Genomic DNA, 24,748 nt, shown 5'->3' with positions numbered 1-24,748 from the left:
GGGCGAGGTCACCGAGAAATACGCCTGCACGGCTTAACGAGCGTCAGCCCGCACGCGTTCGGCGTGACGCTGCGTTCTGAGGTCGAGGCTTGGCGAAGCCGGTCCATTGCGCATCGTCGAGCAGCCGCTCGAAGAGCTGGCTGCGTTCCTTTTCGCTCAGCGGGCACATGCCGAGCATGGCGGTGATTGCGAGCCCGCGCGCCGCCGCCCAGCGCAGCAGCGCGAGCTGCGGATCGGCGGCTTCGGCCTTGATGGCCTTCACCTTCTTGGCGTCGAGGTTGCGGGGGCCGGCGAGCAGGCTCGGATCGTCGGCCAGCGCCGCCAGCATGGCGAAGGTGACCGAATTTGGCTTGGCGGTGATCTCGTGCAAGGTGGCGATCTGGGCGGCGAGTTCCGGCTGCGCCGACGTCGTCTTCGCCATGTAGCTGCCCGAGAATGCCTCGAACTGCTCGGTCTGGTAGTCGAGCAGCGCCTCCAGCACCGCGTTCTTGGTCCGGAACTGGTGCATCAGGCCGCCCTTGCTCATGCCGCTCTCGCGCGCGATGGCATCGAGCGTCAGCCGGCCAGGGCCATCGCGAGCGATGATGGCGAGGGCGGCCTGAAGCGCGGCGTTGCGCGAGCGTTCCGATCGTGTGGCGTTGTCCATCTCTCTACTCTTGCTCTCGTGCGGCGCCGGCGCGTCCGGCAGGCGCGGCGCGTTGGCAAGGCGTATATAATCGAAAACACCTTGTGAAGAGCCTCGCCCCGGCTCGGCCGCTCAATCGACACCGGCGCCGGTGCATCCCCTCCCGAAGACGACCGGAAATCGCCGCGGCAATCGGCCCGCGCGAGTCGCGGTCATTCGAATTCGTCGCGGTATTTCGATCGCGCCTATTCACAAACCGACTAGTTGGTCTGTAATCTAGTCGGGTTCATCCGGCTCACCCGGAGCCGCCAAGTGGGGAATTCAAACCATGTCTGCCAATACCGCGACCTGCCGCGCGATACGCCTCATCGCTCTGGCCGCGACGTTCGCCTCCAGCGCGACCTGCGCCGCCGATCTTTCGACGCGCTATGCCGCGCCCGCCTATACGCCCCAGCAAGCTGTATTTTCGTGGACCGGTCCATATGCCGGGTTGAACGTCGGAGGCGGCACCAGCGGCAACGATGCGCTCGGCAACTTGCCGGGTGCGGACGGCGGCAAGGTTCGCGGGGCGCTGGGAGGTCTGCAGATCGGCTACAATTACCAATTGTCGCCGATGCTCGTCGTCGGCATCGAAAACGACCTCGAAGCCACGGACCTCAAGAACAAGGATGCGCCGAACGGTCTCGAAGCGAGCGTTCCCTGGCTGACGACCGGCCGGGCACGCGCGGGTGTCGCGCTCATGGATTCCCGCCTGCTGCTGTTCGGAACCGCCGGCCTGGCGGCGGGTGGCCTGAAGGACGGGCCGCTCAGCAAGGTGAAGACGGGGTGGACTGCGGGCGGCGGCGTCGAATGGGCCTTCTTGCCGAAATGGTCGGCAAAGATGGAGTACCTCTACATCGACTTCAAGCACGACGATCTGCCGGACTGGAACGCCGCCAGGTTTCACACCGTGCGCCTCGGCGTGAACTACCATTTCGACCTGCTGCGCTGATCGTTTGATGAACGAGGCATCGCCTCCCGGGCGGCCGCTCACCGGCCGACCGGGAGGGCAGGAGTCCCGGCCGCGGCAGCTGCGGCGCGAAAGCCGACAGCGCGCCGGTCAGACAGGATTGCGGCGACTCCAGTGTCCCGGTTCTAGAGCAGGCTCCGAGCGATGTGAATCGAATCGGGATTCCCGAATCGGCTGACATCTGATTCATGATTCCTGCCGCAGAATGGAGGCGGCTGGAATGGCGCTTTCCGACGATCTTCGCAAACGAGTGGTGGAGGCTGTCGTCTCGGGCGGGCTGTCGCGCAATGCGGCGGCGAAGCGTTTCGAAGTCAGCATTGCGAGCGCCGTGCGCTGGGTCAAGCAATTCGAGACGACGGGAGAAATGTCGCCGAAGCCTACTGGAGGCGATCGCCGCTCCGGCCGCATCGAAGCCCATCACGGCTACCTGATGGGGCTGATCCGGCGCACGCCGGACGTCACCCTGCTGGAGATCCAGGAACGTCTGATCAGGAATTGCGGCGAGCATTTTTCGAGTTCCGTGCTGTGGCGCTTCTTCGACCGTCATGGCGTCACGTTTAAAAAAAAGACCGCACACGCCTCGGAGCAGCAGCGGCCGGACGTCCTGAAGCAACGCCTCGAATGGTTCGAGCGACAGCTCGATCTCGATCTCGAGAAGCTCGTCTTCATCGACGAAACGGGCGCCTCGACCAATTTGGCGCGCAAAGGCGGGCGTTGCCGGCGTGGGCGGCGGCTGCGCGTCGGCGTGCCGCACGGCCATTACAAGACGGTCACGCTCGTCGCCGGCATCCGCCTTCGCGGGCTCGTGGCGGCGAAGACCTATGATCGTCCGATCACCGCCGCCCTGTTCGAGGACTGGGTGGAACACTGCCTCGTTCCTACCCTCACGAAAGGCGACGTTGTCGTCATGGACAATCTGTCCGCCCACAAGGGGCCGCGGGTCAAGGAGTTGATCGAGGCCGCGGGCGCCGAGCTGCTCTACCTCCCGCCCTATAGCCCCGACATGAACCCGATCGAGAAGGCGTTTTCCAAGCTGAAAGCGCATTTGCGCAAAATCGCCGAGCGGACCGTCGCCGCCCTGATGCGCGCCCTCGAAACCTGCGCCGACATCTTTAAGCCCGCCCAATGCGCAAACTACTTCGCCGCATGCGGATATGATCCACCTTGATCGGAGTCTGCTCTAACGTTCGCATCCCATTGCAGCAGGCGCTCATACGAACGTTGGAACCAAAGGGACACTAGCAAAATCAAAAAGCTAGTGTGGCTTATGTCTCGCAATTGCCTACGAGAGGGTTGCCGCGAAGGGGGTAGGCAATTGCGAGACGCCACACCAGGAGGGCCGTTCTCCCGTTGCCTTGAAGTTGGCGCGTCCGGGTTCGACCCGGCGAAAGGAGCGGGGGGCGATCTCAGTGCGCGTCGTCCCAATTGCTGGCGGCGCGGGCGTCGACCTGCAGCGGCACCGAGATGTTCACCGCGGGGAACGGCGCCGTCTGCATCACGTGCCGCACCACCGGCAGGGTCGCCTCGACCTCGCCGTCGGGCACTTCGAAGATCAGTTCGTCGTGCACCTGCAGCAGCATCTGCGCCGACAGCCTGGCGTCAGTGAGCGCTCCCTCCATGCGGATCATGGCGCGGCGGATGATGTCGGCCGCCGTGCCCTGCAGGCGGGCATTGATGGCGGCGCGCTCGTTGAAGGCGCGCATCGAGGCGTTCGACGCCTTGATGTCCGGGTAGTGGCACTTGCGGCCGAACAGGGTCGTGACATAGCCGTTGGCGCGGCAGAAGTCGCGGGTCTCGTCCATATAGGCGCGGATGCCGGGGAAGCGCTCGAAATACTTCTTGATGTAGGCGCCGGCCTCCTCGCGGGCGATGCCGAGCTGATTGGCGAGGCCGAAGGCCGAAATGCCGTAGATGATGCCGAAATTGATCGCCTTGGCGCGGCGGCGCACCTCGGCGGGCATGTCCTTGATCGGCACCCCGAACATTTCCGACGCGGTCATGGCGTGGATGTCGAGGCCGTCCTGGAACGCCTGCTTGAGCACCGCGATGTCGGCGATCTCGGCGAGCAGGCGCAGTTCGATCTGGGAGTAGTCGGCCGACACCAGCTTGTGCCCCGGCGTGGCGACGAAGGCGCGGCGGATCTTGCGGCCGTCCTCGGTGCGCACCGGGATGTTCTGCAGGTTCGGCTCCGACGACGACAGCCGCCCGGTGGTGGTGGCGGCCAGCGAGTACGAGGTGTGGATACGGCGGGTCTGCGGATGGACGAAGCTCGGCAGCAGGTCGGTATAGGTCGATTTCAGTTTGGCGACCTGGCGCCAGTCGAGGATCTTGCGCGGAAACGCGAAGCCCTGCTCGGCGAGGTCGTCGAGCACCGAGGCCGAGGTCGACCAGGCGCCGGTCTTGGTCTTGGCGCCGCCCGGCAGGTTCATCTTGCCGAACATGATGTCGCCGAGCTGCTTGGGGCTGCCGGGGTTGATCGGCTCGCCGGCGAGGTCGCGGATCTCGGCCTCGAGCCGCGCCGCGGTCTGGCTGAATTCGCCGGACAGGCGCGCCAGCTCCTGGCGATCGATCGAGATGCCGCGCTGCTCCATGCGCGCCAGCACGCCGACCATCGGCCGCTCCAGCGTCTCGTAGATCGTCACCATGCGCTCGGCGACGAGACGCGGCTTGAGAAGCTGCCACAGCCGCAGCGTGACATCGGCGTCCTCGGCGGAATATTCCGTCGCCTTCTCGATCGCCACCTGGTCGAAGGTGATCCGGGCCTTGCCGCTGCCGGCGACGTCGCTGAAGGCGATCGGCTGATGGCCGAACCAGCGTTCGGACAGGGAATCCATGCCGTGGCTGCCGCGCCCGGCGTCGAGCACGTAGGACATCAGCATGGTGTCGTCGATCGCGCGCAGGGCGATGCCGTGCTGGGCGAACACCAGGGCGTCGAATTTCAGGTTCTGGCCGATCTTGAGGACGCCGTCGTCCTCGAGCACCGGCCTGAGGATCGCCAGCGCCTCCCGGGTATCGAGCTGGTCGGGGGCGAGGCCGCCGGCGAACAGGCCGGCGCCTTCGCCGCCCTGCTTGTGGATCAGCGGCAGATAGGCGGCTTCGTTCGGCGCCAGCGCCAGCGCCACGCCGCACAGTTCGGCCTGCATCGGATCGAGGCCGGTGGTCTCGGTATCGACCGCGACATGGCCCTGGTCCTTGGCGCGCGCCATCCAGCGGCGCAGCTCGTCCGCGGTGCGGATCGTCTGATATTTGCTGCGGTCGAACTTCGCCTGCCGCGCCGCCTCGGCCCGTGCCGCGGCGAGCGCCTGCGGCGTCAGCGCGCCCGATGGCGCGAGCGCCGCTTTCGATACCGTGGATTGTGGCTTGCCGGGCGCGGCGGTCGCGACCGGCGGGGCGGCGTCGAGCGCCGCCGCCGGCGGCAGCGCGGCGCTGCTGCGCAGCCGCGCGTCGGCGGCGACGTCGGACGGATCGATTTCGGCGTGGTCGGCGACGCGCCGCGTCAGGGTGGTGAATTCCATCGCCTTGAGGAAGGCGATCAGCTGGCGCGCGTCGGGCTCGTGCACGGCGAGATCGGCGAGCGGCACCTCGACGGCGACGTGGTCGTCGAGCTTGACGAGCGCCCGGGAGATTCGCGCCTTATCGGCGTTGTCCTGCAGCGCCTCGCGCCGTTTCGGCTGCTTGATTTCGCCGGCGCGGGCGAGCAGGCCTTCGAGATCGCCATATTCGTTGATGAGCTGCGCCGCGGTCTTCACCCCGATGCCCGGCACGCCGGGCACGTTGTCGACGGAATCGCCCGCCAGCGCCTGGACTTCCACCACCTTCTCCGGCGGAACGCCGAATTTCTCCACCACCTCGGCGATGCCGATACGGCGATCCTTCATGGTGTCGTACATGACGACGCCGTCGTTGACGAGCTGCATCAGGTCCTTGTCCGACGACACGATGGTGGCGGTGGCGCCCTGCTCGCGGGCTTGCCGCACATAGGTGGCGATCAGGTCGTCGGCCTCGAAGCCGCTCTGCTCGAGGCAGGGCAGCTCGAACGCCTTCACCGCCTCGCGGATCAGCGCGAATTGCGGCACCAGTTCCTCCGGCGCCGGCGGCCGGTGCGCCTTGTAGTCGGGATAGAGCTTGTTGCGGAAGGTGATCTCGGACTTGTCGAAAACGATGGCGAGGTGGGTCGGCCGGTTGTCCGGCGGCATCTCGCGCAACAGCTTCCAGAGCATGTTGCAGAAGCCGAGCACCGCGTTGACCTGCAGGCCGTCGGACTTGCGGTTGAGCGGCGGCAGCGCGTGGTAGGCGCGGAAGATGAAGGACGAACCGTCGACCAGAAAGACATGGTCGCCCTTCTTGACGGCAGGCGTCGTGACGGCGGCGGGAGCGGCGGGCGCCGCGGGCGCCGCGGTGGTGGAACCGGAGGTTTGGGCCATGGCGGCAATGTAGGGATTTTTTCCCGGCTTGGCACCGGGTCCGGTCAGCTGCGCACCGGATTCTGCGCGTCCGCCGCGGCGGCGCAGGCGGCGAGGAATTCCATCACCGCGCGGATCGCCGGCACGCGGCGCAGATCGCGATGGACCACCAGCCAGATGTCGCGGCGGACCGGCGGGCGGGGCGCCTCGCAGCGGACGAGCAGGGGGTCGCCGTCGCCGAGAAAATGGGGAAGCACGGCAAGGCCGAGCCCGCCGCGAGCCGCCGCGGCCTGGTTCGTTAGGTCGTTGGTGCGCAATACGACGTCGCGCTCGCCGGCGATCGCCATCAGCCATCGCTGCTGCGGCGCCTCGTCCATGGTGCTGTCATAGGCGATGAAGGCGTGGGCCTGCGGCGGTGTCCGGCGCAGGTAGGCCGGCGCGCCGTAGAGACTGAAGCCGAAGCCGCCGAGCTTGCGGCCGACGAGGCCGCTCTCGGCGGGGCGGCTGAGCCGCAGGGCGACATCGGCCTCGCGCCGGCTCAGGGACGCGCTGCGGGTCTCGCCGATCAGCTTGAGCCGCAGGCGCGGATGCCGCTCGAAGAGCTCGGCGAGGCGCGGCGCGATCAGGCGGTTGGCGAGCGAGGGCGGGGCACTGACCGTGACCTCGCCGCCGATCTCGGGCTTGGCCGCCTGCACCGCCCGCTCGACGGCGAAGCCGGCGTCCTCCATCGGCGCGGCCGCCGCCGCGATCCGCAGGCCGTCATCGGTCAGGGCGACCGCGCGGCTGCGGCGGTCGAGCAGCTTGAGCTCGAGGCAGGCCTCCAGCGCCGCGATGCGGCGGCCGACGGTGGCGTGGTCGACGCCGAGCCGGCGCGCCGCCGCGCTCAGCGTGCCCTCGCGCGCCAGGGCGAGGAAATGACGCAGGTCGCTCCAGTCGATCCGGGGGACGTCGCCCATGTGCAGATCCTCACAATAACGATGCGAACATGGGCAATTTCGCAGATCGGGACCGGCTCGCATAGTGCGTCGCAGGTCCACATACCAGTTCAGGAACTGCAACGATGATCGAGGCCATTCGGCTCAGGGCTCCGGGCGGACCGGAGCAACTTCAACGAACGCGGATCGAGCTGGCGGCGCCGGCTGCCGGCGAGATCCGGGTGCGGCACAGCGCCATCGGCGTCAATTTCCTCGACGTCTATCAGCGCATGGGTCTCTATCCGCTGGAGCCGTCGGCAATTCCCGGGGTCGAGGCGGTCGGCACCGTGGTGGCGACCGGCGCCGGGGTCGATGGCATCAAGCCCGGCGATCGCATCGTCTATGCCGGCGCGCCGGTCGGGGCCTATGCCGGCGAGCGCAACCTGCCGGCCTGGCGCGCGGTGCGTCTGCCCGGCGGGCTCGACGATGCCGCGGTGGCCTCGACCTTCCTCAAGGGCATCACCGCGCAGATGCTGCTGTCGCGCGTCCATCCGGTGGCGGCGGGCACGCTCGTGCTGGTGCACAGTGCCGCCGGCGGTCTCGGCCGGCTGTTGACCCGCTGGGCGGCCGAGCGCGGCGCCACCGTGGTCGGCACGGTCGGGTCCGAGGTCAAGGCCGAGGTGGCGCGCGCCGCCGGGGCGCATCACGTCATCGTCGGCCGCGATGCGGATTTCGCCGGCGAACTCGTCGCCTGGTCGGGCGGCCGCAAGGCGGATGTCGCCTATGACGGCGTCGGCGGGGAGACCTTGCGCCGGACGCTCGACTGCGTGCGACCGTTCGGCGTCGTCGCCAGCATCGGTCAGGCCGGCGGGCCGATCCCGCCGCTCGACGTCACTGAACTCGGACCGCGGCGCAGCCTGATGCTGGCGCGGCCGAGCGTGATGGGTTTCGTCAATAATGCCGAGGACTATCACCGCGCGGCGGGCGTGGTGCTGGCCGCGCTGGCGGCAGGTGTGCTCGGCGGCGCCGGACGGGCCTATCCGCTGGCCGAAGCCGCACGGGCTCATGGCGATCTGGAGTCGGGGAAAACCAGCGGCGCGCTTTATCTGGTGCCGTGAATGATGGTTTAGTCCGCTGGCCGAAGAGCGAGCGGGCAGCGGCGAGGTGCGATATGGAAGCGGTCCGGCCGTTCGAACAACGCGTTCAGCGGCGTCGACCGCGCCGCCCGCCACAGGGCAAGGGCGCCGAGCACGCCGGCCGCGGTGACGATCAGCGAGACGAGACCGATATCGCCGACGAGCCCGCTCCCGAGCAGCACCGTGCGGGTCGCGGCCATCGGCAGGAAGAAGGCGAGATAGATGACGATGGAATGCTCGCCGCAATAGCGCACGGCATCGAGCAGATCGGCGCGGGCCAGCAGCGTGCCGATGACGACAACGGCGCCGGCGCCGGCAAAGCCGAGCAGCAGCGAGATCAGCGGCCAATCGGACAACCCGGCGCCGACCATGGCTGCGTCCGCCAGCGCCCAGATGCCGAGGCCGGCGAGCGCCAGGCCGGGGCGCCGGCGCGCTGCGCTCGACAAGGCGAACACCTCGGTCGCGAACAGATACCCCGAATAGAAATAGACGAAGCGCGCGGCGAATTCATCGATCACCGTCCAGCCGGTGGAGACATGGAGCATCTCCAGCGCCGCGGCCGCGGCCCACACCGCCACCGCCGGCAGCGGCCGGACGAGGCGGGCGACGACGAAGAACACCGGCAGAAGATAGATGAACCACAGCGTGCCGAACGGCTCGATGAAGGATTGCAGATACGTTCCGCCGAGCCGCGCCCAGCCGATCTCGCCGGCCATGGCCGGCGCCTTGACCGCGAACTGGATGGTGACCCACAAGAGGTAGAAGTAGGCGAAATGCACCACCTTGCGGTCGAGATAAGTGCGCCAGTCGCGGCCGATCACCCGGGCGAGAAACAGTCCGGAGATCAGGAAGAAGTCCGGCATCCGGAACGGCTTGGCGAAGGCCACCACGAGATGCATGAAGCCGTCGCGTCCGGCGGCGGCCTCGACCCCCAGCGTCGAATGCATCGTCACCACCATGACGATGCAGATGCCCTTGGCGTAGTCGACCCAGTCGAGCCGCCCGGCGGCGGCGGCCACGGCTGTATCGCGGCGGCGCGCCGGCGTCTCGTTTCGTGACAGCATTGTACCAGTCTCGCTGGGAGGGATTGCTTGCGCTTCAACCGGTACAAGAGCCGTGCCGATCGCCGCGCTCGTCAGCGCCGGATCGCTCTGCTACAGCGGGCCCCACGTTCATCCTTAACAGATCGCCGGAACCGGGCCCCCCCTTGCGCGCCTTCGATACTCCGCTGCCCATCGACGCTGTCCTGCCCGAACTCGCCACCACCCTGGCGGCGCAGACCACCGCCGTGCTGGTGGCGCCGCCGGGCGCCGGCAAGACCACGCGGGTGCCGCTGGCGCTCTTCGACGAGCCCTGGGTGGCGGGCCGCAAGATCATCGTGCTGGAGCCGCGACGGATCGCGGCGCGGGCCAGCGCCGAACGCATGGCGCGGAGCCTCGGCGAGGCGGCGGGCGAGACGGTCGGCTATCGCGTGCGCTTCGGCTCGAAAATCTCCCGCCGCACCCGCATCGAAGTGGTCACGGAAGGAATCTTCACCCGCCAGTTGCTCGATGATCCCGAACTCACCGGTGTCGCCGCCGTGCTGTTCGACGAATTTCACGAACGCTCGCTCGACGCCGATCTCGGCCTCGCGCTGGCCCGCGACGCCCAGCAGGGGCTGCGCGAGGATCTGCGCATCCTGGTGATGTCGGCGACGCTGGATGGTGCCCGGGTCGCGGCGCTGCTCGGCCATGCGGCGGTGATCGAAAGCGAGGGCCGGGCCTTCCCGGTGGAGACCCGCTATCTCGGCCGCCGGCCCGATCTCACCATCGAGCGGCAGATGGCCGACGCCATCGCCACGGCGCTGCGCGGCGAGACCGGCTCGGTATTGGCGTTCCTGCCCGGCGCGGCCGAGATCCGCCGCACCGAAACCCTGCTCGCCGAGCGCGTCCAGGATCCCATGGTGGAGATCGTGCCGCTGTTCGGCGCGCTTGAGGCCGCGGTCCAGGACAAGGCCATTCAGCCGGTGGCCAAGGGCCGCCGCAAGGTGGTGCTGGCGACCTCGATCGCCGAGACCTCGCTCACCATCGAGGGCGTACGCATCGTCGTCGACAGCGGACTGGCACGGGTGCCGCGCTATGAGCCGGATATCGGCCTGACCCGCCTCGAGACGGTGCGAGCGTCGCGCGCCGCGGTCGACCAGCGTCGCGGCCGCGCCGGCCGCACCGAACCGGGCATCTGCTATCGGTTGTGGGACGAGCCGCAGACCGCGGCGCTCGAGCCCTATACGCGGCCGGAAATCCTCGCCAGCGATCTGTCCTCCCTGGTGCTCGACCTCGCCGCCTGGGGGGTGAGCGATCCGTCGAGCCTTGCCTTTCTCGATCCGCCGCCCCGGCCGGCGCTCGCCGAGGCGCGGGCGCTGCTCACCGAGCTCGATGCGCTCGATGGCGACGGCCGTCTCACCGATGAGGGCCGGCGGTTGCGGGCGCTGGCGCTGCCGCCGCGGCTGTCGCGCATGATCGTCGACGCCGCGAGACTGGGCGGCGCCCTGGAGGCCGCGCAGATCGCGGCCGTGCTGACCGAGCGCGGCCTTGGCGGCGACAGTGTCGATCTCGAAACGCGCCTGGCGAATTTCCGCCGCGAGCGCAGTCCGCGCGCCACGGCGGCGCGCCAGCTCGCCGAGCGCTGGGCGGCGCAGGTGGCGCGGCAAGGCGAGGCGGCCAGCAGCGAGGCGCCGCCGTCGATCGGACTGATGCTGGCTTTCGCCTTTCCCGACCGCGTCGCCCGCAACCGCGGTCATGCCAGCTTCGTGCTGGCCAACGGCCGCGGCGCCATGCTCGATCCGGCGGCGGCGTTGGCGCGTTCGCCCTTCATCGCCGTGGCGGAGCTTACCGGAACCGCGGCGCAGGGCCGCATCCTGCTCGCCGCGCCGCTCACGGCGGCGGAGATCGACAGTCACTTCGCTACGCACATCACCAGCGAGGACGAGATCAGCTTCGATCGCGACGCCCTGGCGCTGCGCGCCCGTCGCCGGCGGCGACTGCATGCGATCACGTTGGCCGAGCAGCCGCGGCCGATCGCGCCGTCGCTGGAGAGCGCGCAGGTGCTGGCAGACGGCATTCTGGCGGTGGGCATCGATCGCCTGCCGTGGTCCAAGGCGCTGCGGCAATGGCGCGATCGGGTGATGTTTCTGCGCGCTGCGGCCCCGGCGGACTGGCCGGATCTATCCGATGCGGCACTCGCCGCCCGGCGCGAGGACTGGCTGCTGCCGGCGCTCGCGGACAAGACCTCGCTCGCCCAGTTCTCCGCCGGTGAGCTGTCCGACGCCATGATGGCGCTGCTGCCCTGGGATCTGCGGGCGCGGCTCGACCGCGAGGCGCCGACCCATTTCGAGGCGCCGACCGGGACGATGCTGCCGATCGACTACGAGGCGCCGGAGGGCGCCAAGATCTCGGTCCGGTTGCAGGAGTTGTTCGGGCTCGATCGCCACCCGGCGGTGGCGCAGGGGCGGGTGCCGCTGGTGGTCGAACTGTTGTCGCCGGCGCACCGGCCGGTTCAGGTCACGCGCGACCTGCCGGGATTCTGGCGCGGCAGCTACGCCGCCGTGCGCGCCGACCTGCGCGGGCGCTATCCGCGCCATCCCTGGCCGGACGATCCGGTCGGCGCGGCGCCGACCCGGCGGGCCAAGCCGCGCGGCACCTGATCCCACTTTGCGGCACGGTTAACGCTTCGCTCACCCTTTTCGCCGAAACAGGATGCACGTCTTGCGCGCAGACCTCTTGCCTTGCCCGCAAGCGTGATTGAATCAGTGCCTAGTGCGGTGGACTGTGTCCCTTTGGTTCTAACGTTCGTATCGGTGCTCGCTGCAAGGGGTATACGAACGTTAGAACCGGGACGCTCGGGCACGGCCCGCAGCGTGATGTGAGCGTGATGCGTAATCTCGTCATTTTCGCCGTCGTCATGATCGTGGCGGGCACCTACATGGCCCAGCTCGCCGACCGCATGTCGGCCCAGCCGGCGCAGGCCTCGCCCGCGCCGATCACGGTCGCCGCCGCGCCCGCCGGCCGCACCGTGGTGATCCCGCGCGACCGCCGCGGCCATTTCCAGACCGACGGTCGCATCGACGGCCAGCGACTGAGCTTCATGGTCGACACCGGCGCCTCGATCGTGGCGCTGACCGAGACCGACGCCGCGCGGATCGGCCTGCGACCGTCGCGCTCCGATTACACGGCGATGGTCACGACCGCCAACGGCAAGACCAAGGCGGCGCGGGTGCATCTCGCCAGCCTCGATGTCGGCGGCCTCGTCGTTCGCGACGTCGACGCCATTGTGCTGCCCGACGACGTGCTCAGCGAGAATCTGCTCGGCCTGTCCTACCTTTCGAAGCTCAAGCGCTTCGAATATGCCGGCGGCAAGATGATGTTGGAATAGACCGCCGAACCGTTGCCTGCTGCGATTGCGCCGCAATCCTTTCCTACAAGCCGATAGTCCTGCCTGCCCATGCCTTTTCAGGAGGCGCGCCCTCCGCTAAGGCTTCCTTGTCATGATTTCTCCGCCATGAGGCCCTTGATGTTCCCGAAGCCGAAGCCCGCGCTGGTCCCGAACACCTATGCCTATGAATCCGAGCCCATGGTGAAGGCCACCGGGTTTCGCGAATACGACGCACGCTGGCTGTTCAGCAAGGAAATCAACCTGATGGGCGTGCAGGCGCTGGGCATGGGGCTCGGCACCCTGCTCACCGAGCTCGGCCAGAAGCAGGAGATCGTCACCGGTCACGACTTCCGCGGCTATTCGGCCTCGATCAAATACGCGCTCATCTCCGGCCTGATGGCGGCGGGCTGCAAGGTCCACGACATCGGTCTCGCCGTGACGCCGATGGCCTATTTCGCCCAGTTCGAGCTCGACGTGCCCTGCGTCGCCATGGTCACCGCCTCGCATAACGACAACGGTTGGACCGGCGTGAAAATGGGCGCCAACCGGCCGCTGACCTTCGGCCCCGACGAGATGACGCGGCTCAAGGAGATCGTGCTCAATGCCGATTTCGAGCTCAAGGCCGGCGGTCTCTACCAGTTCCATGAGAAATTCCCCGACCGCTACATTGCCGACCTGACGAAGCGGCCGAAGCTCAAGCGCAAGCTCAAGGTGGTGGTGGCCTGCGGCAACGGCACAGCCGGAGCCTTCGCGCCGCAGGTGATGGAGGCGATCGGCTGCGAGGTGATCCCGCTCGACGTCGAGCTCGACTACACCTTCCCGAAATACAATCCCAATCCGGAAGACATGGAGATGCTGCACGCCATCCGCGATGCGGTGCTGTCGCACAAGGCGGATGTCGGTCTCGGCTTCGACGGCGACGGCGATCGCTGCGGCGTGGTCGACGACACCGGCGAGGAAATCTTCGCCGACAAGGTCGGGGTGCTGCTCGCCCGAGACATGTCGGCGCAGCACAAGGACGCCCAGTTCGTGGTCGACGTGAAATCCACCGGCCTGTTCGTCACCGATCCGGTGCTGTTGCAGCAAGGCGCCAGGACAACGTATTGGAAGACCGGCCATTCCTACATGAAGCGCCGCACCCATGAGCTCGGCGCGCTGGCCGGCTTCGAGAAGTCGGGCCACTTCTTCTTCAACGCGCCCTATGGCCGCGGCTACGACGACGGCCTCGTCTCGGCGATCGCGATCTGCGACATGCTCGATCACGCGCCGGGCAAGAAGATGTCGGACCTCAAGGATGCCCTGCCCAAGACCTGGTCGTCGCCGACCATGTCGCCCCATTGCGCCGACGAGACCAAATACGGCGTCGTCGACGCGGTGGTGAAGCATTTCGAGGCGGCGCAGGCCAAGGGCGACAAGGTCGCCGGCCAGGCGATCCGCGACCTCGTCACCGTCAACGGCGTTCGCGTTACCGTGGAAGACGGCAGCTGGGGCCTGGTGCGCGCCTCCTCCAACAAGCCGGAGCTCGTCGTGGTGGTGGAAAGTCCGGTGTCCGAGCAGCGCATGCGAGACATGTTCGAGGCCATGGACAAGGTGCTGCGCACCCATCCCGAAGTCGGCGAATACAACCAGAAGATCTGAAGGCGCAGCGCATCGGCCTCATGGTTCGAGGCGGCCGGCGCGCCTGATCTGGCGGCGCGTGGTTGCGTCGTCGGCGAACGGCGCAACGGTGGCGCCGGCCTCCTCATCGTGAGGCGCCGGCTCGGTGCGCGGCGCGTCCGCGAACGCGTGCGATGGCAAGTCGTCTCGAACCACGAGGCCCGTTCATCGGCCTGCTGCAGCGGCCTTTGCGATCCGGGCTTGCCGGGCGTCGATGAGCATGGCCACGGCGATGCCGAGCGCATAAGCGCCGATGTTCCATAGCGAGAAGATGCGGCCGAGCAGCAGCGCGCCGGCCAGCGTCAGGCGGAAGGCGTCGAGCCAGGGCGTATGATAAAGCCGGCTGAATTCGACGGCGATGGCGATCAGGATCGCGCCCGCCGCGAGCGCCGGCCTGCCTGCCTCCGGTGCGGCGATGGCGACGAGGAAGAACACCATCGCGCCCCATAGCGCCGAGCCGCCGTATTTGACGAGGCCCATCGGAATGCCGAGGTGTGGGCCGAGGCCACGCAGCGCCAGCCCGGTGACGATGACGAGAGCGCAGATGAAAATGCGGCGGGTGGACACGCAGGTCGGCTCGCGCTCACGGCCCTCACGCCGCGCTGAGCGGTGGTACCGGCAGCGCGGTCACCGATTTGATCTTTTCCATGGCGAAACGCGAGGTGACGTTCTTGAGCGGTACCGCGCTGATCAGTTTCTTGTAGAACACGTCGTAGCTCTGCATGTCGGCGACGACGACGCGCAGCATGTAATCAACGTCGCCGGCCATCCGGTAGAATTCCATCACTTCCGGCATGGCGCTGACCGCCTCGGCGAATTTCCGCAGCCAGGCGTCGGAATGGTCGGCGCTCTCGATCGAGACGAAGACGGTGATGCCAAGTCCAATCTTGTTCTGATCGACGAGCGCCACCCGGCGCAGGATGATCCCTTCGGCCTCGAGCCGCTGGATGCGCTTCCAGCACGGCGTCGAGGACAATCCGACCCGGTCGCCGATCTCGGCGACGGACAGCGAAGCGTCCTCCTGCAGGACGGTCAGGATCTTGCGGTCGATGGCATCGAGGCGGCGGACGCCTTCGTTGGCGGGTACGGCGACATCAGACATGGGGAGAATGATTTTCCAAAATGAATGTAGAGTATCCTGATATATAGAAAAATCTTCCACCGCAAGCCCGGATTGTCGCCCGTGGCGTCCGTCGGCCGGTCAGGCGCCTAAAAGTGCTTCAACTTCAAAGCGTTGGGATGCGGCAAAGGCGCCACCGTGGCGGGTGCATTTCAGCGCTGCTGCGGCGGCGCCGAGGCGCAAGGCCGCAGGCGGGTCCTGGCCCTCGGCAATGGCGAGCGCGAAAGCGCCGTGAAAGACGTCGCCGGCACCCAGGGTGTCGACCGGCGCCACGGCGAAGGCGGCAGGTGGCGGACGGCGCCGCCGGTCTCGCGCCACAACGTGCCGTCGGCCCCAGATGTCACGGCAAGATAGGCGGGCGTCAGCGGCGCCAGCGTGGTCAGCGCCGCGGCGAGATCGTCGCGTCTCGTGCTGGTCCGCAGGGCATCAGCCGAGGAGATCACATGGGACGAGGCGGTGAGCACGGCATCGATGTCGTCGAGCAGCAGGTCGGCCGGTGGCAGAATGACCTGCCACAGGGCGGGATCGCGATGAGTGACGATGGTCCGCTCGCCGCCGGGATCTATCATGATGCTGGAGGTCGGCGTCACCGCGCCGGGAATCCGCAGAGCCGCGCCTCGCCGCCGAGGCGGGTGATCGCTACCGCCGCGTTCGACGCATGGCCACCGCTCAATTCCTCGAAATGGCTGGCGCGGACCTTCTGGCCGCGGGTCGGCACCGTCTCGATCCGGAACAAGAGGTCCCGCACCGGCATGCCGACGCAGAGGCTGCGCTTCTGGAGCGCAGGATTCGTGTTCACCTCAGGCGGCCCTGGTTCAGCCAATGCGCGACCAGGTGATGGGCGATGGCGACCGGGTGGGGACCAAGGAGGCCGTCGGGATGGGCTCGCTCGAGCATGAGAGCTGCCTCGGTGCGATCGAACCAGCGGGCATCTTCGAGTTCGTTGCGGTCCACGGTGATCGCGGTGGAGGTCGCGCGGGCGGTGCAGCCGATCATCAGCGACGACGGATAGGGCCAGGGCTGCGCCTTGTAATAGGCGACGTCGGTGCAGGTGACGCCGGCCTCCTCGGCGACCTCGCGGCGTACCGCCTCCTCGATGGTCTCGGCGACCTCGACGAAGCCGGCGAGACAGGACCACATGCCGGCGGGGAACTGCGCCTGTCGGCCCAGCAGGCAGCGCTCGCCGTCGCTCACCAGCATGATCACGACCGGATCGGTGCGGGGAAAATGCTGGGTCTTGCAGGCGGCGCAGTCGCGGCGCCAGCCGCCGCTCACCATGGCGCTGCGCTGGCCGCAATTGGGGCAGTAACCGTGGCGCTGGTGCCAGCTGACCAGCGATTTGGCCGTGGCGATGGCGGAGAGTTCCTCGACCGGTAGCAGGCCTTCGGTGATGGCAGCGCGTAGATTGCCGAGTTCGACGTCGGGGCGGCCGATCAGGGCCTCGGCGGCAGTAGCTGCGATGCCCATGCCGAACAGCGGCGTCCCGTCGCGCAGACCAAGAAAGACGGTGCCTGGATTGGCACCGAAGCCGCGGGCCTCCTGGAGCGTCAGCGCCGCCGTGGGCCGCCCGCCGTTCCTGCGGATCAGGAGAGAATCGCGGTGCACCACATAGGCGCGGGCATCTGTCCGCTCCTCCAGCGCTATCAGCTTGTCGACGTCGTCGCGCAGATGGGCGGCGCGCTCGATCGGATGCGTGGCGAAACCCGGCGCGCCGAGCGGAAACATGCTGTTGGTCATCGTCGGATCAGCCCAGCCAGATCTTGCGCCGCAGCGCGGCGATGAAATCGGAGACTTCCTGCGGATCGTGCGGCAACGGCGGCGCCGCGCCCCAGACCGGCCGTGGCCAGGCGACATCGCCGGCGCGGCGGGCGATGACATGGACATGGAGTTGGGGCACGACATTGCCGAGGGCGGCGATATTGAGCTTGTCGCATTTGGTGATGTCCTTGAGCACCCGGGCGACGCGGCTCACTTCGGTCATCAATTGGGCCTGCTCGACCTCGTCGAGATCGATGATCTCGACCACCTCCGGGCGGCGCGGCACCAGCAGCAGCCATGGGTAATTGGCGTCCTTGATCACCACCACGCGGCAGAGCGGCAGGTCGCCCACATTAATGGTGTCTTTATCGAGTTGGGAGTGCAGCGACCAGGCGGGGGGCATCGGATTTTCGCCAATGATTTCAAGGCTGATTTTCGTCCGCCACAGACTAACAGATCATGCCGCGCCGCGCTTGCTTTCCGCTCGCTTTGGCGCCAAATAGGTCCCGGGAGATTGGCGGTGGACGAGCCACTCGCCAACCGGGTCAGGTCCGGAAGGAAGCAGCCCTAACGAGGTCCGGATCGGGTCGCTCGTCAGTCTCCCACTTCAGCCCGTCGCCCTCTGTTCGGGATCGCGCGGGTTCCCGATCCCACCGGAACCAAGGTCCGGCTTCTTGTCGAAATTCGCCCACGGATGTTCCGTCCCGGCAAAGTTGGACCCTCGCGGATCGTTTGATGGCTGATGCTGGACATTCCGGAGCGGCAGGGTCCGGAGCCGATCCGTCGGGGGCCCATCGGTCCGAAGCGGCAGTTCCGGCGCCTTCCCGTGGTTATCGCGTCCTCGCCCGCAAATATCGCCCGACCAATTTCGCTGACCTGATCGGTCAAGAGCCGATGGTGCGGACGCTATCCAACGCCTTTGAGACGGGCCGGATTCCGCAGGCCTGGATCCTGACCGGCGTGCGCGGCGTCGGCAAGACGACCACGGCGCGCATCCTCGCCCGGGCGCTGAACTATGAACTGCCCGATGGTTCGGTCAAGGGACCGACCATCCACATGCCGGTGACCGGACTGCACTGCCAGGCGATCATGGAGAGCCGGCACATCGACGTCCTGGAAATGGACGCCGCCTCCCATACCGGCATCGACGATGTTCGCCAGATCACCGATGGTGTGCGCTACGCTCCCTCCAGCGCGCGCTACAAGGTGTACATCATCGACGAGGTTCACATGCTGTCGGAGAAGGCGTTCAACGCCTTCCTCAAGACGCTGGAGGAGCCGCCGGAGCACGCCAAGTTCGTCTTCGCCACCACCGAGATCCGCAAAGTGCCGGTGACGGTGCTGTCGCGCTGCCAGCGCTTCGATTTGCGCCGCGTCGATGCCGACGTGCTGATGGCCCACCTCGGCAACATCGCGAACAAGGAAGAGGTCGAGGTTGAGCCAGAGGCGCTGGCCGCAATCGCCCGCGCGGCCGAAGGCTCGGTGCGCGATTCGCTGTCGCTGCTCGACCAGGCCATCGCCCATGCCTCCGGCATCGTACGCGCCGAAGACGTGCGCCAGATGCTGGGCCTCGCCGACCGCACCCGCGTCATCGATCTGTTCGAGGCGCTTGCCCGCGGCGACATCGCGAGTGCCTTCAAAGAATTCCGCGACCAGTACGACACCGGCGCCGACCCGGTCGTGGTGCTAAGCGACCTCGCCGAATTCGTCAATTTCGTCACCCGCATCAAGGTGGTGCCGGCGATCGCGGACAATGTCGCGCTGGGCGAGACCGAGCGCGTGCGCGGCCGCGAATTCGCCGGCAAGCTGTCGATGCGGGTGCTGTCGCGCATGTGGCAGATGCTGCTCAAGGGCATCGCCGAGGTCCAGTCGGCGACGCGGCCGCAGGCCGCCGCCGAAATGGTGCTGGTGCGGATTGCCTATATCGCTGATCTGCCGACGCCCGACGAGGCGATCCGCATGATCGAGCAGGGCGGCGGCAGTGCGACCGCGGGTGGTGGTGGTCCGGCTTCGCGCGGCGGGGCGGCAGGACCGGCGGCAAGCGCGCCTTTGCGCAGCGAAGCGCCGGCGCCGCGGACCATGGCCGTGGCGCGTGGCGGCGGCGCCGAGGCCTCGGCACGCCTGAGCACTGCCGCGCCGGCAACGGCGCGGCAGGCCGCGCCCGGCGTGGAACTGCGCTCCTACGCGGAGATCGTTACCTTTATCGGCAAGCGCGATATCCTGCTGCAGAAGACGATGGAGCGCGACGTGCGCTTCGTGCGGCTCGATGACGCCAAGCTGGAGATCGCGCTGGAGCCGAGCGCGCCGCGCGGCCTGCCCAACGAATTGCAGCGCAAGCTGGAACAATGGACCGGCCGGCGCTGGATGGTGGCAGTCTCGCAGGCCGAAGGCGAGCGACCGCTGCGCGCGCAGCGCGAGATGTTGCGCAGCGCCCGCGAGCGCGCCGCCGAGGCCGATCCGCGGGTGCAGGAGGTGATGGCGCACTTTCCGGGTGCCCGCATCGTCGAGGTCCGTCACACGCCCGCGGTGCAGCCGGCCAAGGTCACGATGAGCGACGACGGCACCGCCTTCGACGACGACATGGACGGTTTCGACGGCGACGACTAGATTCTGGGTTCGAGCTGAGGGCCAGCAACAGCAGCCGTCATGCCTGGCCGTGTCGCCCGCCGGCCATGACGAGAATAGAGGACACGATGGTTGATTTTCTCGGCATGATGAAACAGGCCGCGCAGCTCCAATCCAAGATGAAGGCGCTACAGGAGGAGCTCGATCACGTCGAGGTCGAGGGACTGGCCGGCGGCGGTCTCGTCAGCGTGCGCATGACCGCCAAGAGCGAGGTCAAGGCGGTCAAGATCGATCCGTCGCTGATCAAGCCGGAGGAACGCGAGATCCTCGAAGACCTGCTGGTCGCCGCCCATGGCGATGCTCGCCGCAAGGCCGAGGCCGCGATGCAGGAGAAGATGAAGGATTTGACCGGCGGACTGTCGTTGCCGCCCGGACTCGGGCTCGGCTGAGTTCGCGTTTTTTTCGCCAATCGAGTCCCCCTCCATGTCGACTGCCGTCGCCGGTCCCGAAATCGAACGCCTGATCCAGCTTCTGGCGCGGCTGCCGGGGCTCGGCCCGCGCTCGGCGCGTCGCGCCGCGCTGCATCTGATCAAGAAGCGCGAGGCCCTGATGGCGCCGCTGACGTCGGCGCTGCAGGTGGCGATGGACCGCATCCAGGTCTGCAAGACCTGCGGCAACATCGACACCCAGAATCCCTGCGCGGTCTGCACCGATCAGCGGCGGGACGGCGCCCTGATCGTCGTGGTCGCCGATGTCGCCGACCTGTGGGCGCTGGAACGGGCCCATGCGACGCAGGGGCGTTATCACGTGCTCGGCGGCACGCTGTCGCCGCTCGACGGCGTCGGTCCGCGGGACCTCACCATCGACGCCCTGGTCAAGCGGGCTCATGAGCCGCAGGTGAGCGAAGTGGTGCTGGCGCTCAACGCCACTGTGGACGGCCAGACCACGGCGCATTACATCACCGATCTCCTGCAGGAGGCGAATGTCCGAATCACCCGGCTCGCCCATGGCGTGCCGGTCGGCGGCGAACTCGACTATCTCGACGAGGGCACGCTGTCGGCGGCAATGCGCCAGCGCACCCTGTTCTGAACCTCGCACGCGAAGAAACCATGACTCCGATTCTGCCCCACGCCAGCCTCCGCCTCCTGCTTGCCGCCGTGATTGCCGCCGCCGGGCTGGTCGCGGATCTGGCCCAGGCCCAGCAGGTGATCGCCAAGGGCGGCGTTCTGTCCGGCGAATTGCAGGCGATGCGCGCCCGCGGACCAGACGGCAAGCGCGTCGACAGCTTCCAGCTGGTCAGCGAGCCGCGCAAGCTGCCCGGACCGGACGGACTGTGCAATCTCGAGACCGGGCCGGAGACGTTCCAGCTCGTCACGTCGAGCGAAGCCGAGGCGAAGCAGCTCAAGTCGTATATCGGCAAGCAGGTGTCGATCAGGGCCGACCAGGTGTCATGCGCCGAGCTCGCCGGTCAGATGAGCGACGCCATCGTCATCAAATGGGCACTGGTCACCGCCCACTGAGGTGAAGCCCTCAAGCTTCCACCTTCCCCAACGTATCGAAATGGCGGCGTCTCTGCAGATGGACGAGCAGCAGTAGGGAAGGAATCGCCACGACGACGCAGATGGCGAAGAACAGCGGCCAGCCGGTGGCCTTGGCGATGAAGCCGGCGCCCGAGGACAGGTAGGTGCGGCCAACGGCGGCGAGCGCGGTCAGCAGCGCATATTGCGTGGCGGTGTGAAGCGGGCTTTTGCACAGCGCCGAGAGGTAAGCGACAAAAATCACCGTGCCGATGGCGCTGGTGAAATTCTCGGCGGTGATGGCGAGCGCCAGGGCATATTGATTGACACCGACCAGAGCGAGCCAGGAGAAGGAGAGATTGGCGAGCGCCTGCAGCACGCCGCCGATCCACAGGCTCGCTGGTAGCGAAAAGGCGCGGGCGACGAAGCCGCCGGCGAAGCCTCCGAGCAGCGTGGCGGCGAGGCCGACGCCCTTCACGATCGCCGCGTAGTCGGCCTTGCTGAAGCCGAGATCGATGACGAAGGGTGCCGTCATCGTGCCGGAAAAGGCGTCGGTGAACTTGAACAGCACCACGAAGGCAAGGATGGCGAGCGCATCGGTGCGGGTGAGGAATTCGCCGAAGGCGCCGGCGGCCGCCTCCATGATCCGCAGGACAGCGCTCTTGCCACCCATCGCCGCTTCGGCGCGCTTCGACTGGGCCGGCTCGGTCGCGGCGAGAGCAGTGATGGTGCCGATCAGCACCATGGCGGCCATGATGACGTAGCCCCAGGTCCAGGATAGGTCCTTGCCCATGCCGGTGGATTGGATGTAGCTGACCAGGATCAGAAGACCCGCGGTCGAGACCAGCATGCCGATGCGATAGGCCGCGACATAGGCGGCCATTCCGGCGGCCTGCTCCGGCTCGGGCAAGCTCTCGACCCGGAAGGCGTCGACGACGATGTCCTGGGTCGCCGAGGCGGTGGCGACGAGGAGCGCCGCGACGGCGGCGAGGAGCGGCGCCTTGCCGGCATCGGTGATCGCCAGCAGCAGGATTGCCACGATCAGCAGCAGCTGCGAGAACACCAGCCAGCCGCGGCGGCGGCCGAGCCAGCGCGTCAGCAGCGGCACGTCGAGGGCGTCGACCAGCGGCGCCCAGAAGAATTTCAGGGTATAGGGCGTGCCGACCAGCGCGAGCAGTCCGATGGCCGCGAGATCAATCCCGGCCTCCCGCATCCAGATCTGCAGCGTCGAGCCGGACAGCGCCAGCGGCAGGCCGGACGAGAAGCCGAGGAACATGACGACCAGCACCCGCGGCTGCAGATAAACCGCCATGGTTTCCCGCCAGGTCGGGCGGGCCGCTTCAGGCGAAGCCGCGACGGCGGCGGGAAGATCTGGGGTGGCTGACATGGCGGGGGGATAGCATAGATTCGGACGGATAAGGTGGCCGGGGGCCGTCCACATAGGATGCCCGGCACAAGGCCGGGTACGAGACGTTCATTCTGCTGGTGGCCTATTCCCCCGCCTGGATCTTCCGCGTCGGCGCCACGAACAGCTCCGGCGCGGGCGCGGCCGTATCCTCTGATGGGCTGAAATCGAGTTCCTCAATCCGCGCGGCGCGCTTGCCGATCTTGGTGACCGAGATCAGCACCTGGCGGACATCCTCGCCGACCTGGTCGAAGTGGCTGCCGAGCTTGGAGACGCGATCGCGCAGCCGCTCGACATCGGCCATCATGTTGATCACCTCGGTGCGGATCTGGTCGGCGGCGTCCCGCATCCGCGCGTCCTTGAGGATCTGCTGCATCACCTGGATCGCCAGCATCAGCAGCGACGGCGACACCAGCACGACGCGGGCGCGATAGGCTTTTTGCACCACGTCATCGAAACCCTCGTGGATCTCGGCATAGACCGATTCCGAGGGCACGAACATCAGCGCGGTGTCCTGGGTCTCGCCTGCGACCAGGTATTTCTCGGCGATGTCGCCGATATGCCGGGTGACGTCCTGGCGCAGGCGCTGCGCCGCGCCCTTGCGCTCCTCGTCGCTCTTCGCCTCGCGCAGCGCGGTGACGGACTCCAGCGGGAATTTGGCATCGATGCAGAGCGGCCGCTGGTCGGGCAGGAAGACCACACAGTCCGGCCGCTTGCCGTTGCTCAAAGTGAACTGGAATTCGAACGAGCCCTTGGGCAGTCCGTCCTGGACGATCGCCTCCATGCGCGCCTGGCCGAAGGCGCCGCGCGCCTGCTTGTTGGCGAGCACGTCGCGCAGGGTGGTCACCTGGGTGGTGAGTTCGGTGAGGTTCTTGTGGGCGTTGTCGATGATGCCGAGTCGCTCATGCAGCGCCCGCAGGCTCTCGGCGGTGTGACGCGTGGTCTGCTCCATCGACTGGCCGACGCGGTGGCCGACCGCATCAAGCCGCTCGCTGACCGCGCGGGCCATCTCCGCCTGACGGTTCGCCAGGGCCTGGCCCATGGCGTCGATCCGGCCATGGGCCTCGGTCTGGGCCTTGAGCAGGTCGGCGACCCGTTCTTCCAGTTCGTCGGCGCGCATCGCCTGGGCGAGCGTTGCGGTCTGGTTGCGGCCGGACGAGCGGGCGATAACCACGGCGATCGCGGCGAGCAGCACAACCGTCAGGGCGGCAAGGGTCAGCAGCACCGCGCCGAGGCGGATCGGGGTGCCGTCAATGGCGAACAGGATCTCGTTCATGGGCTCTTCTACCCCGATTCGGTGGCCGGAAGCGAACGAAGAGAGAACGTCAAGGGTAAACAGAGCCTGAAGAAACGTGGTTTACGGGAGGTAAATTCGGGTCGCGGCGGGTGAGGGCGGGGCTTGGCGTCGTTCGTCATGCCGGCCTTGGCCGGGCATCCACGTCTTGTCGGCATCGGATAAGAAAAGACGTAGATGGCCGGGACGAGCCCGGCCATGACGATAGTTGTTGAGCCGCTGCCCCCCGGCTGATTGACCGGACTGCCCTCGCGCATTACATCGCGCCAATGGCCATTCGCGACATCATTATTCTCCCTGACAGGCAGCTTCGCCTGATCTCCAGCCCGATCGAAACGGTCACGGCGGAGGTGCGCAAGCTCGCCGACGACATGCTCGAGACCATGTACGACGCGCCCGGCATCGGGCTGGCGGCGATCCAGGTCGCCCAGCCGGTGCGGCTGATCACCATGGACATCTCCAAGAAGGAGGGCGAGCAGAAGGAGCCGCGCGTCTTCATCAATCCGGAGATCACCTGGTCATCCGAGGAGACGAGCGTCTACGAGGAAGGCTGCCTGTCGATCCCTGAATATTACGAGGAGGTCGAGCGGCCGGCGAGCGTGCGGGTGCGCTATCTCGACATCGACGGCAAGCTGCGCGAGGACGAGGCGATCGGTCTCTACGCCACCTGCATCCAGCATGAGATCGACCACCTGAACGGCGTGCTGTTCGTTGATTATCTCTCGAAGCTCAAGCGCGACCGGGTGATGAAGAAGTTCACCAAGGCCGCCAAGCGCGCGGTGGTCTGATGGCCCATTCTCGTCCACCTGGATTGTTGTTGAGCTGAGAATTTTCATGTCATGGCGAGGCTTGTTCCTGCAAAGGCGTGGATGCCTGCGACAAGCGCGGGCATGACGACCTGAGAAGCGGCCGATCTTGCCGGCGGCTTCTTGAGCC

At 67.4% G+C, this 24,748-nt stretch carries 23 protein-coding genes and 1 other RNA gene; 12 read left to right on the top strand and 12 right to left on the bottom strand.

Going from position 1 to position 24,748, the window contains the following annotated elements:
* Positions 1–43: 43 nt before the first annotated feature.
* On the bottom strand, positions 44–646 hold the full coding sequence (locus tag DB459_RS05960) for a TetR/AcrR family transcriptional regulator (protein WP_253711998.1): 603 nt from the start codon (positions 644–646) through the stop codon (positions 44–46).
* A gap of 307 nt (positions 647–953) precedes the next feature.
* Between DB459_RS05960 and DB459_RS05955 the strand changes: the two genes are divergently transcribed.
* Both DB459_RS05955 and DB459_RS05950 read left to right on the top strand, forming a co-directional pair.
* A complete protein-coding gene (locus tag DB459_RS05955) occupies positions 954–1,616 on the top strand; it encodes an outer membrane protein (protein WP_253711997.1) in 663 nt (220 codons plus the stop codon).
* 238 nt (positions 1,617–1,854) lie between these two features.
* Positions 1,855–2,802, top strand: a complete 948-nt coding sequence (locus tag DB459_RS05950; RefSeq protein ID WP_253711186.1) for an IS630 family transposase — start codon at positions 1,855–1,857, stop codon at positions 2,800–2,802.
* A 238-nt stretch (positions 2,803–3,040) separates the two neighbouring features.
* Here the strand turns inward: DB459_RS05950 and polA are convergent, their stop codons facing one another.
* Together polA and DB459_RS05940 are read right to left on the bottom strand one after the other, a co-directional pair.
* Positions 3,041–6,058: a DNA polymerase I gene (gene polA / locus DB459_RS05945; protein WP_253711996.1), complete on the bottom strand. Its 3,018-nt coding sequence runs from the start codon at positions 6,056–6,058 to the stop codon at positions 3,041–3,043.
* Positions 6,059–6,102: 44 nt separating this feature from the next.
* Complete coding sequence (locus tag DB459_RS05940; protein WP_253711995.1) at positions 6,103–6,993, bottom strand: LysR family transcriptional regulator; 891 nt, start codon at positions 6,991–6,993, stop codon at positions 6,103–6,105.
* 104 nt (positions 6,994–7,097) lie between these two features.
* On the opposite strand from DB459_RS05940, the gene DB459_RS05935 reads away from it, so the two are divergent.
* Positions 7,098–8,069 carry a quinone oxidoreductase gene (locus DB459_RS05935; RefSeq protein ID WP_253711994.1) on the top strand — a complete coding sequence of 324 codons (972 nt, stop codon included), beginning with the start codon at positions 7,098–7,100 and terminating at the stop codon, positions 8,067–8,069.
* Positions 8,070–8,077: 8 nt separating this feature from the next.
* Here the strand turns inward: DB459_RS05935 and DB459_RS05930 are convergent, their stop codons facing one another.
* Complete coding sequence (locus tag DB459_RS05930; RefSeq protein ID WP_371926959.1) at positions 8,078–9,148, bottom strand: acyltransferase family protein; 1,071 nt, start codon at positions 9,146–9,148, stop codon at positions 8,078–8,080.
* A gap of 146 nt (positions 9,149–9,294) precedes the next feature.
* Between DB459_RS05930 and hrpB the strand changes: the two genes are divergently transcribed.
* The 3 genes from hrpB to DB459_RS05915 all read left to right on the top strand — a co-directional run bounded on the left by hrpB (position 9,295) and on the right by DB459_RS05915 (position 14,135).
* Positions 9,295–11,769, top strand: coding sequence for an ATP-dependent helicase HrpB (gene hrpB / locus DB459_RS05925; protein WP_253711992.1), 2,475 nt, complete (start codon positions 9,295–9,297; stop codon positions 11,767–11,769).
* Between the two features lie 227 nt (positions 11,770–11,996).
* A complete protein-coding gene (locus tag DB459_RS05920; protein ID WP_253711991.1) occupies positions 11,997–12,497 on the top strand; it encodes a TIGR02281 family clan AA aspartic protease in 501 nt (166 codons plus the stop codon).
* 138 nt (positions 12,498–12,635) lie between these two features.
* The gene (locus DB459_RS05915; protein ID WP_253711990.1) at positions 12,636–14,135 is read left to right on the top strand and encodes a phosphomannomutase/phosphoglucomutase; all 1,500 of its coding nucleotides are present in this window, start codon (positions 12,636–12,638) and stop codon (positions 14,133–14,135) included.
* 183 nt (positions 14,136–14,318) lie between these two features.
* Here DB459_RS05915 and DB459_RS05910 read toward each other — a convergent pair whose 3' ends face one another.
* The 6 genes from DB459_RS05910 to DB459_RS05890 form a co-directional block, all read right to left on the bottom strand.
* Positions 14,319–14,720: a DUF2809 domain-containing protein gene (locus DB459_RS05910; RefSeq protein ID WP_253711989.1), complete on the bottom strand. Its 402-nt coding sequence runs from the start codon at positions 14,718–14,720 to the stop codon at positions 14,319–14,321.
* Between the two features lie 25 nt (positions 14,721–14,745).
* On the bottom strand, positions 14,746–15,255 hold the full coding sequence (locus DB459_RS05905) for an Lrp/AsnC family transcriptional regulator (RefSeq protein ID WP_253711988.1): 510 nt from the start codon (positions 15,253–15,255) through the stop codon (positions 14,746–14,748).
* Positions 15,256–15,354: 99 nt separating this feature from the next.
* Positions 15,355–15,546, bottom strand: coding sequence for a PfkB family carbohydrate kinase (locus tag DB459_RS27520; RefSeq protein WP_371926876.1), 192 nt, complete (start codon positions 15,544–15,546; stop codon positions 15,355–15,357).
* A 313-nt stretch (positions 15,547–15,859) separates the two neighbouring features.
* Positions 15,860–16,072 carry a hypothetical protein gene (locus DB459_RS27515; protein ID WP_371926875.1) on the bottom strand — a complete coding sequence of 71 codons (213 nt, stop codon included), beginning with the start codon at positions 16,070–16,072 and terminating at the stop codon, positions 15,860–15,862.
* Positions 16,069–17,010, bottom strand: coding sequence for an NAD(+) diphosphatase (gene nudC / locus DB459_RS05895; RefSeq protein WP_253711987.1), 942 nt, complete (start codon positions 17,008–17,010; stop codon positions 16,069–16,071). Before nudC ends, DB459_RS27515 begins: the two co-directional genes overlap by 4 nt.
* Before the next feature lie 7 nt (positions 17,011–17,017).
* Positions 17,018–17,434: an HIT domain-containing protein gene (locus DB459_RS05890; protein ID WP_253711986.1), complete on the bottom strand. Its 417-nt coding sequence runs from the start codon at positions 17,432–17,434 to the stop codon at positions 17,018–17,020.
* A gap of 106 nt (positions 17,435–17,540) precedes the next feature.
* Here DB459_RS05890 and ffs point away from each other — a divergent pair.
* The 5 genes from ffs to DB459_RS05865 all read left to right on the top strand — a co-directional run bounded on the left by ffs (position 17,541) and on the right by DB459_RS05865 (position 21,116).
* Positions 17,541–17,637, top strand: an RNA gene (gene ffs / locus DB459_RS05885) — signal recognition particle sRNA small type.
* A gap of 129 nt (positions 17,638–17,766) precedes the next feature.
* Complete coding sequence (locus DB459_RS05880; protein WP_253711985.1) at positions 17,767–19,638, top strand: DNA polymerase III subunit gamma/tau; 1,872 nt, start codon at positions 17,767–17,769, stop codon at positions 19,636–19,638.
* 86 nt (positions 19,639–19,724) lie between these two features.
* Positions 19,725–20,045, top strand: a complete 321-nt coding sequence (locus DB459_RS05875) for a YbaB/EbfC family nucleoid-associated protein (protein WP_253711984.1) — start codon at positions 19,725–19,727, stop codon at positions 20,043–20,045.
* A 34-nt stretch (positions 20,046–20,079) separates the two neighbouring features.
* A complete protein-coding gene (gene recR / locus DB459_RS05870; protein ID WP_253711983.1) occupies positions 20,080–20,685 on the top strand; it encodes a recombination mediator RecR in 606 nt (201 codons plus the stop codon).
* Between the two features lie 20 nt (positions 20,686–20,705).
* Positions 20,706–21,116 carry a hypothetical protein gene (locus DB459_RS05865; RefSeq protein ID WP_253711982.1) on the top strand — a complete coding sequence of 137 codons (411 nt, stop codon included), beginning with the start codon at positions 20,706–20,708 and terminating at the stop codon, positions 21,114–21,116.
* Positions 21,117–21,126: 10 nt separating this feature from the next.
* On the opposite strand, the gene DB459_RS05860 is transcribed toward DB459_RS05865, so the two are convergent.
* Both DB459_RS05860 and DB459_RS05855 read right to left on the bottom strand, forming a co-directional pair.
* Positions 21,127–22,500, bottom strand: a complete 1,374-nt coding sequence (locus tag DB459_RS05860) for an MFS transporter (protein ID WP_253711981.1) — start codon at positions 22,498–22,500, stop codon at positions 21,127–21,129.
* 103 nt (positions 22,501–22,603) lie between these two features.
* Positions 22,604–23,794, bottom strand: coding sequence for a DNA recombination protein RmuC (locus DB459_RS05855; protein ID WP_253711980.1), 1,191 nt, complete (start codon positions 23,792–23,794; stop codon positions 22,604–22,606).
* Between the two features lie 287 nt (positions 23,795–24,081).
* Between DB459_RS05855 and def the strand changes: the two genes are divergently transcribed.
* Complete coding sequence (def, locus tag DB459_RS05850) at positions 24,082–24,600, top strand: peptide deformylase (RefSeq protein WP_253711979.1); 519 nt, start codon at positions 24,082–24,084, stop codon at positions 24,598–24,600.
* The last annotated feature ends 148 nt before the right edge of the window (positions 24,601–24,748 follow it).

It is taken from the genome of Bradyrhizobium sp. WD16 (genome assembly GCF_024181725.1).
In the GTDB taxonomy this organism is placed as follows: domain Bacteria; phylum Pseudomonadota; class Alphaproteobacteria; order Rhizobiales; family Xanthobacteraceae; genus Bradyrhizobium_A.
This window is presented reverse-complemented; position numbering and strand designations above follow the sequence as displayed.

What these genes read in the sequence shown, in the direction of transcription:
- DB459_RS05960 (WP_253711998.1), bottom strand. Translation starts at nt 646, where the DNA reads ATGGACAACGCCACACGATCGGAACGCTCGCGCAACGCCGCGCTTCAG.
- DB459_RS05955 (WP_253711997.1), top strand. Translation starts at nt 954, where the DNA reads ATGTCTGCCAATACCGCGACCTGCCGCGCGATACGCCTCATCGCTCTG.
- DB459_RS05950 (WP_253711186.1), top strand. Translation starts at nt 1,855, where the DNA reads ATGGCGCTTTCCGACGATCTTCGCAAACGAGTGGTGGAGGCTGTCGTC.
- polA (WP_253711996.1), bottom strand. Translation starts at nt 6,058, where the DNA reads ATGGCCCAAACCTCCGGTTCCACCACCGCGGCGCCCGCGGCGCCCGCC.
- DB459_RS05940 (WP_253711995.1), bottom strand. Translation starts at nt 6,993, where the DNA reads ATGGGCGACGTCCCCCGGATCGACTGGAGCGACCTGCGTCATTTCCTC.
- DB459_RS05935 (WP_253711994.1), top strand. Translation starts at nt 7,098, where the DNA reads ATGATCGAGGCCATTCGGCTCAGGGCTCCGGGCGGACCGGAGCAACTT.
- DB459_RS05920 (WP_253711991.1), top strand. Translation starts at nt 11,997, where the DNA reads ATGCGTAATCTCGTCATTTTCGCCGTCGTCATGATCGTGGCGGGCACC.
- DB459_RS05915 (WP_253711990.1), top strand. Translation starts at nt 12,636, where the DNA reads ATGTTCCCGAAGCCGAAGCCCGCGCTGGTCCCGAACACCTATGCCTAT.
- DB459_RS05905 (WP_253711988.1), bottom strand. Translation starts at nt 15,255, where the DNA reads ATGTCTGATGTCGCCGTACCCGCCAACGAAGGCGTCCGCCGCCTCGAT.
- nudC (WP_253711987.1), bottom strand. Translation starts at nt 17,010, where the DNA reads ATGACCAACAGCATGTTTCCGCTCGGCGCGCCGGGTTTCGCCACGCAT.
- DB459_RS05890 (WP_253711986.1), bottom strand. Translation starts at nt 17,434, where the DNA reads ATGCCCCCCGCCTGGTCGCTGCACTCCCAACTCGATAAAGACACCATT.
- DB459_RS05880 (WP_253711985.1), top strand. Translation starts at nt 17,767, where the DNA reads ATGGCTGATGCTGGACATTCCGGAGCGGCAGGGTCCGGAGCCGATCCG.
- DB459_RS05875 (WP_253711984.1), top strand. Translation starts at nt 19,725, where the DNA reads ATGGTTGATTTTCTCGGCATGATGAAACAGGCCGCGCAGCTCCAATCC.
- recR (WP_253711983.1), top strand. Translation starts at nt 20,080, where the DNA reads ATGTCGACTGCCGTCGCCGGTCCCGAAATCGAACGCCTGATCCAGCTT.
- DB459_RS05865 (WP_253711982.1), top strand. Translation starts at nt 20,706, where the DNA reads ATGACTCCGATTCTGCCCCACGCCAGCCTCCGCCTCCTGCTTGCCGCC.
- DB459_RS05860 (WP_253711981.1), bottom strand. Translation starts at nt 22,500, where the DNA reads ATGTCAGCCACCCCAGATCTTCCCGCCGCCGTCGCGGCTTCGCCTGAA.
- DB459_RS05855 (WP_253711980.1), bottom strand. Translation starts at nt 23,794, where the DNA reads ATGAACGAGATCCTGTTCGCCATTGACGGCACCCCGATCCGCCTCGGC.
- def (WP_253711979.1), top strand. Translation starts at nt 24,082, where the DNA reads ATGGCCATTCGCGACATCATTATTCTCCCTGACAGGCAGCTTCGCCTG.